At 74.0% G+C, this 13,614-nt stretch carries 13 protein-coding genes; 2 read left to right on the forward strand and 11 right to left on the reverse strand.

What is annotated here, in order from left to right; translation table 11 throughout:
- Positions 1-73: 73 nt before the first annotated feature.
- Genes IE182_RS27155 through IE182_RS27165 form a run of 3 tightly spaced genes read right to left on the reverse strand, consistent with a single transcriptional unit; the run spans position 74 to position 1,760 of the window.
- Entirely contained in the window at positions 74-682 is a 609-nt protein-coding gene (locus tag IE182_RS27155; RefSeq protein WP_190112597.1) for a GNAT family N-acetyltransferase, read from the reverse strand.
- 33 nt (positions 683-715) lie between these two features.
- Positions 716-1,042 carry an antibiotic biosynthesis monooxygenase family protein gene (locus tag IE182_RS27160; protein ID WP_190112598.1) on the reverse strand — a complete coding sequence of 109 codons (327 nt, stop codon included), beginning with the start codon at positions 1,040-1,042 and terminating at the stop codon, positions 716-718.
- Between the two features lie 55 nt (positions 1,043-1,097).
- Positions 1,098-1,760: a TetR/AcrR family transcriptional regulator gene (locus tag IE182_RS27165; RefSeq protein ID WP_190112599.1), complete on the reverse strand. Its 663-nt coding sequence runs from the start codon at positions 1,758-1,760 to the stop codon at positions 1,098-1,100.
- A 159-nt stretch (positions 1,761-1,919) separates the two neighbouring features.
- On the opposite strand from IE182_RS27165, the gene IE182_RS27170 reads away from it, so the two are divergent.
- Entirely contained in the window at positions 1,920-3,968 is a 2,049-nt protein-coding gene (locus IE182_RS27170; protein WP_190112600.1) for a bifunctional glycosyltransferase 87/phosphatase PAP2 family protein, read from the forward strand.
- A 36-nt stretch (positions 3,969-4,004) separates the two neighbouring features.
- Here IE182_RS27170 and IE182_RS27175 read toward each other — a convergent pair whose 3' ends face one another.
- The 4 genes from IE182_RS27175 to IE182_RS27190 all read right to left on the reverse strand — a co-directional run bounded on the left by IE182_RS27175 (position 4,005) and on the right by IE182_RS27190 (position 7,306).
- Positions 4,005-4,706, reverse strand: coding sequence for a hypothetical protein (locus IE182_RS27175; RefSeq protein ID WP_190112601.1), 702 nt, complete (start codon positions 4,704-4,706; stop codon positions 4,005-4,007).
- Positions 4,703-5,257, reverse strand: a complete 555-nt coding sequence (locus IE182_RS32245; protein ID WP_229845147.1) for a DUF6114 domain-containing protein — start codon at positions 5,255-5,257, stop codon at positions 4,703-4,705. Before IE182_RS32245 ends, IE182_RS27175 begins: the two co-directional genes overlap by 4 nt.
- A complete protein-coding gene (locus IE182_RS27185) occupies positions 5,244-5,864 on the reverse strand; it encodes a DUF6230 family protein (protein WP_190112602.1) in 621 nt (206 codons plus the stop codon). Before IE182_RS27185 ends, IE182_RS32245 begins: the two co-directional genes overlap by 14 nt.
- A gap of 194 nt (positions 5,865-6,058) precedes the next feature.
- Positions 6,059-7,306, reverse strand: coding sequence for a cytochrome P450 (locus IE182_RS27190; protein ID WP_190112603.1), 1,248 nt, complete (start codon positions 7,304-7,306; stop codon positions 6,059-6,061).
- A 230-nt stretch (positions 7,307-7,536) separates the two neighbouring features.
- Here IE182_RS27190 and IE182_RS27195 point away from each other — a divergent pair, with 230 nt between their 5' ends.
- Positions 7,537-8,706, forward strand: coding sequence for a steroid 3-ketoacyl-CoA thiolase (locus IE182_RS27195; RefSeq protein ID WP_190112604.1), 1,170 nt, complete (start codon positions 7,537-7,539; stop codon positions 8,704-8,706).
- 140 nt (positions 8,707-8,846) lie between these two features.
- On the opposite strand, the gene IE182_RS27200 is transcribed toward IE182_RS27195, so the two are convergent.
- From IE182_RS27200 to IE182_RS27215, 4 genes are all read right to left on the reverse strand, one after another.
- Entirely contained in the window at positions 8,847-9,263 is a 417-nt protein-coding gene (locus tag IE182_RS27200) for an aggregation-promoting factor C-terminal-like domain-containing protein (protein ID WP_190112605.1), read from the reverse strand.
- A gap of 283 nt (positions 9,264-9,546) precedes the next feature.
- On the reverse strand, positions 9,547-10,557 hold the full coding sequence (locus IE182_RS27205) for an ECF transporter S component (RefSeq protein WP_229845148.1): 1,011 nt from the start codon (positions 10,555-10,557) through the stop codon (positions 9,547-9,549).
- A complete protein-coding gene (locus IE182_RS27210; RefSeq protein WP_190112606.1) occupies positions 10,554-12,257 on the reverse strand; it encodes an ABC transporter ATP-binding protein in 1,704 nt (567 codons plus the stop codon). The genes IE182_RS27205 and IE182_RS27210 overlap by 4 nt, the downstream gene beginning before the upstream one ends.
- Complete coding sequence (locus IE182_RS27215) at positions 12,258-13,568, reverse strand: energy-coupling factor transporter transmembrane component T (protein WP_229845155.1); 1,311 nt, start codon at positions 13,566-13,568, stop codon at positions 12,258-12,260. It abuts the gene before it with no gap.
- Positions 13,569-13,614: the final 46 nt, after the last annotated feature.

The following is a 13,614-nucleotide window of genomic DNA, read 5'->3' on the forward strand; positions in this document are numbered from 1 at the left end:
AGCTCCCCAGCCCTCATACAGCCAGCGAACTACCGCCCACCCACCACGACAAGGGCCACCTAACAAAGCACTACTAGCCGGCCGCCGCACCGCCGGCCGCTGCACCGCCGGCCGCCGCACCGCCGGCCGCCGCACCGCCGGCCGCCGCACCGCCGGCCGCCCGGCCCGCCGTCAGCGTCTTGCCCAGCCACACCTCGGCGTACGGCCGGCGCGCGTCGTACGCCGGGATGGCGGTGAAGCCGTGCCGCGCGTACAACTGCCGTGCCTCCACCAGGTCCACACGGGTGTTCAGCACGATCCGCCCGGCGCCCCAGGCGCGCGCCGTGGACTCGGCCGCCGCCAGCAGCGCCTCCGCGCCGCCGAGCCCGCGCCGGCCGGCCCGTACGTACATCCGTCTCAGCTCGGCCGTACGCCCGTCGAGCCGCCGCAGGCCCACGCACCCGCCCACCACCCGCTCCTCGCCGTGGCGCGCCACGAGCAGTACGCCGTCCGGCGGCGCGAGGTCGTCGCTGGGGTCCTCGGCCAGATGGTGCTCGATCTCCTCCGGTGTGCACCTCCGTCCGTGGTGCAACAGGTACCAGCGGTCGGCCACGTCGACGAGGTACTCCCGCAGCAGCGCGGCCGACTCGGCGGAGCCGACCGGCTGCGGGGCGATGGTCCAGGAAGCGACGGCGTCGGTCATGGCCCGGATCGTCGCACGCGACCCAGCAGGCGCTCAGCCCTTTTTCGGCGCCGCCTGCTGGACGACCTCGAAGGACCACAGCGTCGACCCGGACGCCGCCGGCCGCTGCTTCGGAGCACCCTCGCCACCGCCCTGGTGGGCGGCCTTCATCGGGCCCTCCATCCACGCCGTGAAGTCCTCCTCGCTGCGCCAGCGGGTGTAGACGAGGTACTGGTCGGTTCCTTCGACCGGACGGAGGAGTTCGAACCACTCGAAGCCGTCGGAGTTCTCCACGGAGCCGGCGCGGGAGGCGAAGCGCTGTTCGAGGACCTCGCGCTGTTCGGCCGGGACGGTCAGGACGTTGATCTTGACAACACTCATGGCCCCATCCTGCCGCACGCGCGAGGGGAATCCGGCGAGGGGAGGGCGGAAGCGGTCAGCCCGCCCGGCCCGCGTCCGTCAGGGTGGTGTTGAGCTGGTCCAGGGTCAGGGGCGGGGCCGGGAGGGGGCCGGAGACCTGGGGGCGGAAGCCGTCGAAGAGGAGGGCGAGGTAGCGGCGCCAGGAGCCGGGGGCCGCCGTGGCGGCGGAGGGGACGTAGCGGCCCAGGGCGGCCAGGGCGAACAGGAGGTCCTCCGTCACCACTTCGGGGCGCATCGTGCCCTGCTCCTGGGCACGGCGGACGAGCAGGCCGACCGTCTCGTGGTTGTGCTCGCGCAGTTCGGCCAGGGTCGGGCCCGCCGGGATCGCGGCCGTCATCAGTTCGATCGCGCCCCGGTCGGCGGCCAGCCCTTCGAAGATCCGTTCCATGTAGGCGACGAGCGACGCGAAGGCGTCCTCGCCCTGCCGGGCCTGCTCGCCCGCGGCCATGCTGCGCCCGAGCAACTCGCCGAAGACCGCCTCGATCAGCGCCTCTCGCGTGGGGAAGCGCCGGTAGAGGGTGGCGTTGCCCACGCCCGCGCGGCGGGCGATCTCGTCGAAGGGGACCTCAAGGCCCTGTTCGGCGAAGAGTTCCCGGGCCGCCGCGACGAGGGCCTCCCGGTTGCGCCGGGCGTCGGCCCTCAGGGCCGGGGGCCGCTGTTCACTGCTGCCACTGCTCATGGACCGCACCCTAATGGCCCTTCGGGCGTTGGAATCAGGCCACCTGTGGGAGGTTGTCAGGTGACCTGGGGGTGACCTGCGTCCTTTTGGCAGGACTCAGTAAGGTCTCAAACAGCCCTACGAGGCTGACCGGCTGGGCGACTGGAGGTGCGGCAGAGCGTGGCGGATGCAGAGCGCGGCGGGCTGGGGAGTCCGTCGAGGGCGGGCTCGCGGACCGGCGTGGCCCTGGGAGTCCTGTGGACCCTCGCCGGACTGCTGGCGGTGCGTCAGGCGGCCGTGGTGCTGCGGATGCCGCCGGAGCGCCGGTTCACCGACCTGGAGACGTGGATCGGTGAGAACGGCGTCCTGCACGTCGGCGGATCCCTCTACGAGACCGACCGGTTCACCGGAACGCCCTTCTCCGGCCTGGTCCTGAGACCGCTCACCAAGGCCGCCGAGCAGAGCCTCGGCATCGTCTGGACCCTCGGCACCCTGCTGCTCGTCGTCGCCGTCGCGCTCGTCGCCGCCCGCGCCCTGCCCGGCCGCGCGGACGGCGGGCCCGTCAGCCGCCGCACCGCCCTGCTGGCCGCACCCGTCGCGGTCATCCTGACCGTGGCCTCCCTCCCGGTCCGCAACACCTTCACGCTCGGGCAGACCAGCATCATCCCCGTGCTGCTGGTGCTCCTGGGGTGCTGCCTGCCCCGCGTCGTCCAGGGCTCCGGCCGGGCCAGCGGCGTCCTCGTCGGCATCGCGGCGGCCCTCCAGCCCGCCGTGCTCCTCTTCGCCCCGCTGCTCCGGCTGACCGGCCGCCGCCGCGCCGCCGCGACCACCGGCGTCACCTTCGCGGCCTGCACGGCACTGGCATGGGTGACGATGCCGGACGACTCGTGGACGTACTGGGTGCACCACATCGCCGGGGCCGGCCTCGGCGAGAAGCCCGACGGGCTCGCCAACCAGTCCCTGCACGGCCTGCTGCTGCGCATCGGCCTGCACGGCCCCGTCGAGCTCGCGCTGTACGCGCCGCTGGCGATCGCCGTCGCCGTGCTCGGCCTGCGCCGCGCCGTGCACTACGCCCGGGACGGGCAGCCGCTGCTCGCCACGGCCATCACCGGCTGCGTCGCCGTCGCCGTCTCGCCCACCGCCTGGCAGCACCAGCAGCTGTGGATCCTCCTCGCCGTCGCCGGGCGGGTGGGCCGGCGCCGCTCCGACCGCTTCGTATGGCCGGTGCTCGTCGTGCTCGTCATGACGCTCCCCAGCACGGTCCTCGTGCCGATCAACCCCGTCCTCGCCCCCGTCGGGGAGAACGCCCCGCTGCTGGCCGCCCTGGCCGCCGCCTGCGTGGTGCCGTTCCTCTCCCGCTCCTCCGCGGCGTGGGACGCGCCCGCGCCCACCCCGGTCGCCGAGCCGCAGCGCGGCCGCTTCGCGTGGGTGCCGCTCCTGGGCTTCTTCAAGCGCGCGCTGAACCGCCCGAACCTGCTGCTGGAGCTGATGCTGATACGGGTCGGCTACTGGGTCTACTCGTACGTCCGCGGCCAGGCCCCCGACTCGCGCAGTCTCGCGGAATCCCACGGTCGTCAGATCATCGGCGTCGAGGAGTTCCTGCACATAGACGTCGAGCACGGCTTCAACCACTTCGTGGCGGGCGTCGGCTGGCTCAAGGACAGCATGAATTACTACTACGGCACCTTCCACTTCCTGGTGCCGCTGTCCCTGCTGGGCTACCTGTACCTGCGCCGCCCGGCGACGTACCGCTGGGCGCGCACGGCGCTGGGCTTCGCGACGCTGATGGCGCTCGTCGGCTTCTGGCTCTATCCGCTGGCACCGCCGCGGCTGATGCCGGGCCACGGCTTCATCGACACCGCCAACGGGCCGCAGGACCTGTCCCACCCCGACTTCGGGGCGCTGACGGAGCTGTCCAACCAGTACGCGGCGATGCCCTCGCTGCACATCGGCTGGTCGCTGTGGTGCGGCGTCGTGATCGCGGTGGTGGCTTCGACGTCGTGGACGAAGTGGCTGGGCATGCTGTACCCGCTGCTGACCTTCTCGGTCATCGTCGGCACGGCCAACCACTACGTGCTGGACGCGGCCGGCGGCGCGCTCGTCGTCGCCTCCGGCTTCGGCATCCAGTACGTGCTGACCGGCCCCGGTCGGGGGGCCCTGGCGGTGATCCCGGGGGCGCGGGGCGAGAGCGACGCGCTCAAGCCCGAGCCGGTACGGGCCGGAGGCTGATCCGGCCCGTCCGGGCCCGTCCGGGCGGTGCGGCGGTCAGTCCCCGACCGTGATCAGCGCCGCCGGGTCGGTGACGTCCTTGACGTCGTAGACCGCGTTGAACACCGAGGTCGTGGCGGCGGTCGGGCATCCGAAGCCGCCCGTGACCTTCACCGCGACCTCGGCGTCGGCGACGGTGATCCGTGAGGGAGTGCTCCCGGAGCCGTTGGTGAAGGTGGCCGGGAACGTCACGGGCGCGTCGGGAGCCGCGGTGATGGTGCAGTTGGCCAGGCCGCTGCTCTTGAGCACGAAGCCCCCGGTGGGGATCGTGAGCGAGGCCGTGATGGGCGATCCGTTCTGCATCGAGACGGTCCACGTGCCCGAGGTGGTGACCTTGACGTCCACCGGCAGGCTGGACGAGCAGTCGGAGTAGGTGGGCGCGTTGATGCCGCTGGTCACCGGGCCCGAGGCGTTGGAGTTGGCCGGCGCGTCGGGCACCTTGTTGTTGCCGCTGCCGGCCGAGGGCTCCGAGCTGGAGGCCGCGCAGCTCGCGGTGACGGAGCCGGCCTTGAAGGACGCCTCGCCGTTGAGGGAGGCCGTGAAGGAGTGTCCCGCCGGCCGGACCGTGGTGGACGCCGCGTCCGCGCCCCGGGCCGAGGCGGTGCCCGTGCCGCTCAGGGTCAGCGCGGCGGTGACGGCCAGGCCCGCGCCTGCGGCCAGCAGGGCGCGGTGCCGACGGGGGGTGATGTGGGAGGTCACGGTGACTCCTTGGGTGGGAGGTGGCGTGGTGGTGCCGGTGCCTCTGCCTGCGTCTGTGGCTGTGTCCGTGCCGGGTGCGTCTGTGCATGGTGCGTGTCCGTCCGGGGGCCGGGGAGCGGGGTCCCGGCCGGCTCCGGCGCCGGCTCCAGCGGCGTCCAGGCGAAGATCATGCCGCCGCCGATGACGCCGACGACGGTCCCGAAGAGGAAGCCGCCGAGGTTGGACATCACGAGCGTGGCCGTCGCCACGAGCACGGTGAGGACGCCGGCCAGGCCCCGGTAGTGCGGGGCGAACCACGCGGACAGCCCCATCACGATCATGACCAGGCCCATGAGGACGCCGGGGATCCCCGCGATGCCCTGCTCCAGCATGATCTTCATGGGTGCCAGCGGGATGGCGCAGATCTCGGCGCCCGCGACGACGGCGGCCAGGCCGCCCCAGAACGGGCGGCTCCTGCGCCACCGCCGCCACGCGGCACGCAGCCGGCGCCGGGAGGGTGCCGGGGGGCGGACGGCCTCGGCGCCGCCGCCCGGCACGTCAGAAGCACTCATCCTTGCCGAGCTTGATGGTCATGTTGAGCCCGGAGAGCTTGAACTTCCCGGCGTTGGTCGCCCAGGCGGTCTGGCGCAGGCCCGTCATCTTGATGGACTTGGCCTGCTGTCCGAAGGCGTCCTGCAGGCCCTGCGCGGAGGCCGGCCCCTTGTTGAGGGTCGAGGCGTCCCGGCCGATCTCGATGTTCTCGAACTCGGCGTCGCCGGACATCTGGGTGGCGTCGAGGAAGAGGTCGGTCGCCTCGACGACCTTGCTGCCCTGACCGGCGTGCAGCTTGAGCGAGATGTCGCCGATCATCGGCAGGGTGGTGACCACGGACTGGCACAGGTCGTGGATCTCGGCGTTCTTGATGGCGGTGACGGCGACGGGCAGCAGCTTGCCGCGCGCGTTCTTGTCGATGCCGCCGTACTGGGCGAACCCGTTGCCCGTCAGGCTCGACGCCCCGACCTTGAACTCCTGGCCGGACACGGCGAACGAGGCGGCCAGCGCCCCGTCGGCGAGTGCGACGGCCAGTGCGGCGGTGGCGGCGAAGCCGGGCACGGCGACGACGGCGAACCTGCGCCACCTGACGCGACCCGCCACCTGTCTTCCCTGAGCTTCCTTCATGCGGAGGTCCCCTCGGAGGGTGGAGTACACGAGGGAGCGGGCACTGCGGTGCGCGACGTCGCGCATATGTGCGCCGTCCCGAAGGTGTACCCGAGAGTAAGTCCACCGGTTGAAGCTGACAAGGGTTCAGGTATGGACCGGAAGTCCGGTGGACTCCCTTGGCCGGAAAGGGAGTTGAGGTGCGTGCGGGCCTCTCATGCGTAGGTGACCCGCAGCTCCTTGATCCCGTTCAGCCAGGCCGAGCGCAGCCGGCGCGGCTGCCCGGCGAGCCGGATTCCGGGGGCGGTGTCGGCGATGGCGCCGAAGATGAGGTCGATCTCCAGGACCGCGAGGGACTTGCCCAGGCAGAAGTGCGGTCCGCCGCCCCCGAAGCCGAGGTGGGGGTTGGGGTCGCGGGTGATGTCGAAGACCTCGGGGGCGTCGAAGACCTCGGGGTCGTGGTTGGCGGACGCGTAGAAGAGGCCGACGCGCCGCCCCGCCGCGATGGCGACGCCGCCCAGCTCGGTGTCCTGGGTGGCCGTGCGCTGGAAGGAGACGACGGGGGTCGCCCACCGGACGATCTCCTCCGCCGTGGTGGCCGGGCGTTCGCTGCGGTAGAGCTCCCACTGTTCGGGGTGGGTGAGGAAGGCGTGCATGCCGTGGCTGATGGCGTTGCGGGTGGTCTCGTTGCCGGCGACGGCCAGCATCAGCACGAAGAAGCCGAACTCGTCGGAGCCGAGGTTGCCCTCGTCCTCGGCGGCCACCAGCCGGCTGACGATGTCCCGGGCGGGGTGCCGGGCCGGGTGCCGGGCGCGGTCGGCGGCCAGGTTCATCGCGTAGCCGATGAGCTCCGCCGCGGAGAGCGTGCCGATCTCCTCGGTGACGGCCAGTTCGGGGTCGTCGTAGGAGATCATCTTGTTGGACCAGTCGAAGATCCGGGCCCGGTCCTCCTGGGGGATGCCGATGAGCTCGGCGATGGCCTGCAGCGGCAGCTCGCAGGCGATGTCGGTGACGAAGTCGCCGCTGCCGTGCTCGCGCGCCGCCCGCACGATGGCGCCCGCGCGCTCGCGCAGGGCGGTGCCGAGGGCGCGGACGGCGCGCGGGGTGAAGCCGCGCTGGACGATCCGGCGCACCCGCGTGTGCTCCGGCGGGTCCATGTTGAGCATCATCAGCCGCTGGGCGTCGATCTGTTCGCGTTTGATGCTCGGGTGGAAGCGGATGACCGAGGTGTTGAGGGCCGAGGAGAAGACCTCCGGGCGGGTGGAGACCTCCCGGACGTCCGCGTGGCGTGTGACGGCCCAGTAGCCGTCGTCGTCGAAGCCCGCGAGGCCGTGCGGCTGGGGGATCCACGCCACCGGCGCGCTCCGCCGCAGCCGGGCGAATTCCGGGAGCGGGACGCGGTAGCGGTAGAGGTCCGGGTCGGTGAGGTCGAAGCCGTCGGGCAGCGCGGGACAGGACGACATGGCCACCACTCCACTTCTGACGGGACATCAGAAAGCTGTCGGCCGACGGTAGTGACGAGCCCGTGGACCGGCAAGGGAAACGACGCCATCTGTTGCGGAGCCGGGCCGTGCGCGACCCTTGTGTACCGGGGGTAACGCTCGCAAGACTGCGGGCGGGAAACGGGAACACGTACCACTTCTGCCGGGGGCGCCGGGACGCCCCGCGGACGCGAGGAGAGGACGAGTTGGTCATGGCCGCGGAGCCCGTCATCGTCGAAGCCGTACGCACCCCCATCGGTAAGCGCGGAGGCGCGCTCGCCAATCTGCACCCCGCCTACCTGCTCGGGGAGACCTACCGGGAGGTGCTCGCGCGCACCGGCATCCAGCCCGACTGCGTCGAACAGATCGTCGGCGGCACCGTCACGCACGCCGGCGAGCAGTCGATGAACCCGGCCCGCACCGCCTGGCTCGCGATGGGCCTGCCGTACGAGACGGCGGCCACCACCGTGGACTGCCAGTGCAGCTCGTCCCAGCAGGCCAACCACCTCGTCGCCAACATGATCGCCACCGGCGTCATCGACGTCGGCATCGGCTGCGGGGTCGAGGCCATGTCCCGCGTCCCCCTCGGCAGCGGCTCCAAGCACGGCCCCGGCAAGCCCTTCCCCGACGAGTGGAACGTCGACCTGCCCAACCAGTTCGAGGCCGCCGAGCGCATCGCCCGCCGGCGCGGCCTGACCCGCGAACGGGTCGACGCCCTCGGCCTGCTCTCCCAGCAGCGGGCGGCCAGGGCCTGGGCGGAGGAACGTTTCAAGCGGGAGACCTTCGCCGTGCAGGTGCCCACGACGGAGGAGGAGCAGCTCGCCGGGCAGGGCATGTGGCGCCTGGTCGACCGCGACGAAGGGCTGCGCGACACGAGCCCCGAGGCGCTGGCCGGCCTCAAGCCCGTCATGCCCACCGCCGTCCACACCGCCGGCAACTCCTCCCAGATCTCCGACGGCGCCGCGGCCCTGATGTGGGCCTCCAAGCGCATGGCCCGCGCCCTGCGGCTGCGCCCCCGCGCCCGGATCGTCGCCCAGGCGCTCGTCGGGGCCGACCCGCACTTCCATCTGGACGGGCCCGTCGACGCCACGCGCGCCGTGCTGGGCCGGGCGGGGATGTCCTTGCGCGACATCGACCTGGTGGAGGTCAACGAGGCGTTCGCCTCGGTGGTGCTCTCGTGGGCGCACGTCTTCGAGCAGGACCTGGAGAAGGTCAACGTCAACGGCGGCGCGATCGCCCTCGGTCACCCGGTCGGCGCCACGGGCGCCCGGCTGATCACGAGTGCCCTGCACGAGCTGGAACGGCGGGACGGGGAGTTCGCGCTGATCACGATGTGCGCGGGCGGGGCGCAGGCGACGGGAACGATCATTCAGCGGCTGTGAGGCCGCGGGGTGGTGCCGTTCACGAGCGCGTAGCGCGCACGCACCGCGGCCGGCATCCCCGTACGGGATGCCGGCCGCGGTGGACGTCACACGTCCTGGGGTCCGATCGGTCCGATCGGTCCGATCAGCACCGGTTCCGATCAGTACCAGTGGTGGGTCTGCCAGAAGTTCCAGGCGCCGCAGGGGCTGCCGTAGCGGTCCTTCATGTAGTCCATGCCCCACTTGATCTGGGTGGCGGGGTTGGTCTTCCAGTCGGCGCCGGCGGAGGCCATCTTGGCGCCGGGCAGGGCCTGGACCAGGCCGTACGCACCGCTGGAGGCGTTGGTGGCGGTGTGCTTCCAGCCGCTCTCGTGCTCGACGATCTTGCTGAAGCACTGGAACTGGGCCTCGTTCGAGATCATCTTCCGTGCGATCTCCTGCGTGGCGCTCGTCGAGGGGGCGGCGGCCTGCGCCGGAACGGCGGTCAGGACGGCACCTGCGGTGCCCAGGGCCAGGGCGGCGCCGGCGGCGGCGACGAGCTTGCGGGAGGCGAAGCGGCTGATGGTCGAGAACGTCACGGCGGAAGGTCCTTCCGTCGGGGGCAAGAGCGTGCCGCCCGGAGCGTCGTGCTCCCTGGCGGCTCAACCAACCTGACCGACGCCCGGGGGGTCTGGCAAAGCCCCCTGTGCACGAAGGACCTTCGCAGGACGGCCGCACCGGCCGGCCGGCGTCCCGGGCGCGGAGGCGCGCCGGGTACGGCGTGGCTTCGTATGTGACGGGCCTCATGTGCCCCGCCTCACCGGAAGCGTCAGGGGCGCAGGCCGATGGGCCCCTTACGGTGCGGGTGCGGAGTGGCCCCGGTCACGCGGGTGGGCGGGGCTCCTCGAAGGCGACCGGCGCGTCGAAGGCGGCGCGGCGGGTGGCCCGGCGCAGGGCCTTGAGGACGGTGGGTCCCAGGGTGAGGGTGGCCAGGACCGTCACCAGGGCCCGGGGCAGGTCCCAGCCCAGGGAGGTGGCGAGGCAGTAGGCGACGAAGCGGGCGAGGTTCTCGGCGACGGGGTCGCCGGGCACGAAGGCGACGCCGGAGACGAGGGAGCCGATGTAGGGCCAGCCCTGGAGGTTCATGACCGTGCCGTAGGCGACGGAGGCCACGGACCCGTACGCCGCGAGCATCGCCAGCTCGCGCCGCCCGCGCAGCCGGTCGGGCCCGGGGAGCAGACCGGCGCCCATGGCCACCCAGCCCATGGCGAGCATCTGGAACGGCATCCACGGCCCCACCCCGCCGGTGAGCAGGGCGGACGCGAACATCGACACGGAGCCGAGCACGAACCCGAAACCGGGGCCGAGGACGCGCCCGGCCAGCACCATCAGGAAGAACATGGGCTCGATGCCGGCCGTCCCCGCCCCCAGCGGCCGCAGCGCCGCCCCGGCCGCGGCGAGCACGCCGAGCATGGCGATGGCCTTGGCGTCCAGCCCGCTGTCGGCGATCGTCGCGACGACGACGGCGAGCAGCAGCGGGAGCAGTGCCGCGAACAGCCAGGGAGCGTCCTGCGAGTGCGCGAGCCCGGAGCCGGGGGCGGCGAGCAGCGGCCAGCCGAAGGCGGCGATGCCGATGAGCGAGACGAGCGCGAGCGCGACGACGGCCCGTGGCCCGAGCCGGACGGCCCGCGCCTGCCGGTCGCGGGGGGTGCCCCTGCCGGCCTGCGGTTTTCGGGGCGGCGGGGGCGCTGGGGAACCGCCGGGCTCCGCGGCGGCGGGTTCTGCGACCGGCGGTTCCGCGGTCCTGGGCTGCGTGCCTTCGGGCTCCACGTTCCCCGGCCCCGTACCTGTGGGCCCCGTGGCCGTCCGTCCCTCGCGGGGGCCGCTCGTCACGACGCCTCCCCGAGGGCCGTGCGGATCTGGGGCACCGTGAGCCACGGCAGGGGCGCCAGCACCTTGGCCACCTGGGGGGAGAAGGCCGGGGAGGACACCACGACCTCGGCCGTCGGGCCGTCGGCCACGACCTCGCCCTCCGCGAGGATCACCACGCGGTGCGCGAGCTCGGCCGCCAGTTCCACGTCGTGCGTGGCCAGGACGATGGCGTGGCCCTCGTCGGCCAGGCCGCGCAGGATCTGCACCAGGCGGGCCTTGGCCGCGTAGTCGAGCCCGCGCGTCGGCTCGTCGAGGAGGATCAGCGGCGGCCGCGCCGCGAGCACCACGGCCAGCGCCAGGGCCAGGCGCTGGCCCTCGGACAGGTCGCGCGGGTGCGTGGCGTCGCCCACGCCCGGCAGCAGCCCGGCCACCAGGGCCCGGCAGGTGCCGGGCTCGGCGTCCGCGTCGTCGTCGGCCGCCGCGCACTCGGCGGCGACGGTGTCCGCGCACAGCAGGTCGCGCGGCTCCTGCGGGACGAGGCCGACGTGGCGCAGCAGCTCGCGCGGACCCGTCCGGTGCGGTACGGCCCCGCCCACGCGGACCGTGCCGCGCGACGGCTCGTGCATGCCGACGAGGGTGCGCAGCAGCGTGGACTTGCCCGCGCCGTTGCGGCCCATGAGCGCGACGGTCTCCCCGGCCCGTACGGACAGCCCGACCTCGCGCAGGGCGTCGACGCGCCCGTGCCGGACGGCCAGGCCCGTGACCTCGGCGGCGGCCGCCGCACCCGGCTCCGTGACGGCGGCGGGGCGCCCCACCCTGCTCAGCAGGCGGGCCGCCGCCCCGCGGACGCGTCGCACCGGCGCCGGGGGCCCCGCGTCCGGCACCGGCGGCACGGCGGGCGTCAGGGGCGCCAGCCGCTCCCGCAGGGGCGCGGCCCTGCGGCGGGCGTCGCGCACGGTCAGCGGCAGCGGCGACCAGCCGGCCAGCCGGCCGAGGTCCACGACCGGCGGGTGGACGGGGGAGACGGCCATGACCGAGGCCGGGTCGCCGACGACGGGGGCGGCCCCGGGCCCGGGCAGCAGGATCACCTGGTCCGCGTACTGCACGACCCGCTCCAGCCGGTGCTCGGCGAGCAGCACGGTCGTGCCCAGGTCGTGGACCAGGCGCTGCAGCACGGCGAGGACCTCCTCGGCCGCCGCCGGGTCCAGCGCGGACGTCGGTTCGTCGAGGACCAGCACCTTCGGGTGCGTGGTCAGTACGGACCCGATGGCGACGCGCTGCTGCTGGCCGCCGGAGAGCGTGGCGAGGGGACGGTCGCGCAGGGGCGCGAGGCCCAGCAGGTCCAGGGTCTCCTCGACGCGGCGGCGCATGGTGGCGGGCGGGACGCCGAGGGACTCCATTCCGTAGGCGAGCTCGTCCTCGACGGTGTCGGTGACGAAGTGGGCGAGCGGGTCCTGGCCCACGGTCCCGACGACGTCGGCCATCTCGCGCGGCTTGTGCGTACGGGTGTCGCGCCCGGCCACGGTGACGCGCCCGTGCAGGGTGCCGCCGGTGAAGTGCGGCACGAGCCCGCTGACGGTGCCGAGCAGCGTCGACTTGCCGACGCCGGAGGGCCCGACGAGCAGACACAGCTCGCCCTCGGGGACGGTGAGGTCGACGCCGGTGAGGGCGGGGCGGGGGGCGTCGTCGTAGGAGACCGAGACGTGCTCGAAGCGGATCATTTAGGGGGCCTCCTTCGGGGTGGGTCCGGCAACGCCGGGGTGCTCGGGGCCCCCGACGGCACGGGCGGGGGCGGAGCCCTGCGCCCGCCCGGGGGGCCGGGGGCCGGCCCCCGGTTCCGGGAAGGCGGGGGCACCTTCGAGCGGTGGCCGGGGGAGGGGCCGGGGGTCTCCCTCCGCCGCAGCGGCGAGCGACCTCTGCCCACCGGCCCGGCGGTGCCCACCCGTCATCGCCCCCTCGCGGGAGGCGGCCGGGGCCACGAACGCCGGCAGCAACCCCACCAGTACCGACACCGCCGGCCACACCGGCAGCTCCGGCGCCCCCAGCGGCACCGCCGGCGGGTGCAGGGCCCCCGGGGCGTAGGTGCCCGCCCAGATCATCAGGGCCGCCACCGCCGCGCCCGAGGCCGACACCAGCCAGGCCCGCACGCCCCAGCGGTCGGGGCGGTAGCGGGTGCGCACCGAGCGGCGGCCGCCGAGGCGGAGGCCGGCCAGGGCGGCGGCCAGACCCGCGCCCAGCAACGGCATCCCGTAGCCGCCGCCCGCATCGGCGAGCAGCCCGTACGTACCGGCGCACACGCCCAGCAGGCCGCCCAGCGTCAGGGCGCTCGTGGTGTGCCGCACCGCGCGCGGGACCCGCGCGGTACGGCCGTAGCCGCGGGCGTCCATGGCCGCCGCCAGCGCCACCGAACGCTCCAGCGCCCCCTCCAGCACCGGCAGCCCCACCTGCAGCAGGGCCTTCAGGCCGCGGTCCGGCCGCCCGCGCAACCGCCGGGCCGCCCGCAGCCGCTGGACGTCGGCGACGAGGTGGGGCGCGAAGGTCATGGCGACGACGACCGCCACACCCGCCTCGTACAGCGCACCCGGCAGCGACTTCAGCAGCCGCGCCGGATTGGCGAGCGCGTTGGCCGCGCCCACGCAGACCAGCAGCGTGGCCAGCTTCAGGCCGTCGCAGAAGGCGAAGAGCAGCCCCTCGGCCGTCACCCGGCCGCCGAGGCGCACCCCCTGTGCCCAGTGCGGCAGCGGCACCTCGGGCAGGGTCAGGACCGTGTGCGTACCCGGGATCGGCGAGCCCAGCACGACCGCGAAGGCGAGCCGGATGCCGATGACCACCAGCCCCAGCTTGAGGAACACCCCGTACGAGCGCGCCCACGGGGCGTCCGTGCGCCGGGCGGCGACCACGTACCCGGCCACGCCGACGAGCATCGCCAACAGCAGCACATTGGTGGTGCGGGAGGCCGCGGTCGCCAGGCCCAGGGCCCACACCCACCACGCTCCGGCGTGCAGCGCGGTGCCGCGCAGGGGCGAGCGCATGGGAGAACGCACGGGGGAGCGCAGGGGCGTGCGTACGGGCGAGGGC

Origin of the sequence: Streptomyces cinnamoneus (genome assembly GCF_014650495.1) — a bacterium.
Lineage (GTDB): Bacteria > Actinomycetota > Actinomycetes > Streptomycetales > Streptomycetaceae > Streptomyces > Streptomyces cinnamoneus.

Coding starts and splice junctions, on each gene's coding strand:
- IE182_RS27190 (WP_190112603.1), bottom strand. CDS start 7,306: ATGTCGTCCTGTCCCGCGCTGCCCGACGGCTTCGACCTCACCGACCCG.
- IE182_RS32245 (WP_229845147.1), bottom strand. CDS start 5,257: ATGAGTGCTTCTGACGTGCCGGGCGGCGGCGCCGAGGCCGTCCGCCCC.
- IE182_RS27155 (WP_190112597.1), bottom strand. CDS start 682: ATGACCGACGCCGTCGCTTCCTGGACCATCGCCCCGCAGCCGGTCGGC.
- IE182_RS27210 (WP_190112606.1), bottom strand. CDS start 12,257: ATGATCCGCTTCGAGCACGTCTCGGTCTCCTACGACGACGCCCCCCGC.
- IE182_RS27215 (WP_229845155.1), bottom strand. CDS start 13,568: ATGCGCTCGCCCCTGCGCGGCACCGCGCTGCACGCCGGAGCGTGGTGG.
- IE182_RS27160 (WP_190112598.1), bottom strand. CDS start 1,042: ATGAGTGTTGTCAAGATCAACGTCCTGACCGTCCCGGCCGAACAGCGC.
- IE182_RS27185 (WP_190112602.1), bottom strand. CDS start 5,864: ATGAAGGAAGCTCAGGGAAGACAGGTGGCGGGTCGCGTCAGGTGGCGC.
- IE182_RS27195 (WP_190112604.1), top strand. CDS start 7,537: ATGGCCGCGGAGCCCGTCATCGTCGAAGCCGTACGCACCCCCATCGGT.
- IE182_RS27165 (WP_190112599.1), bottom strand. CDS start 1,760: ATGAGCAGTGGCAGCAGTGAACAGCGGCCCCCGGCCCTGAGGGCCGAC.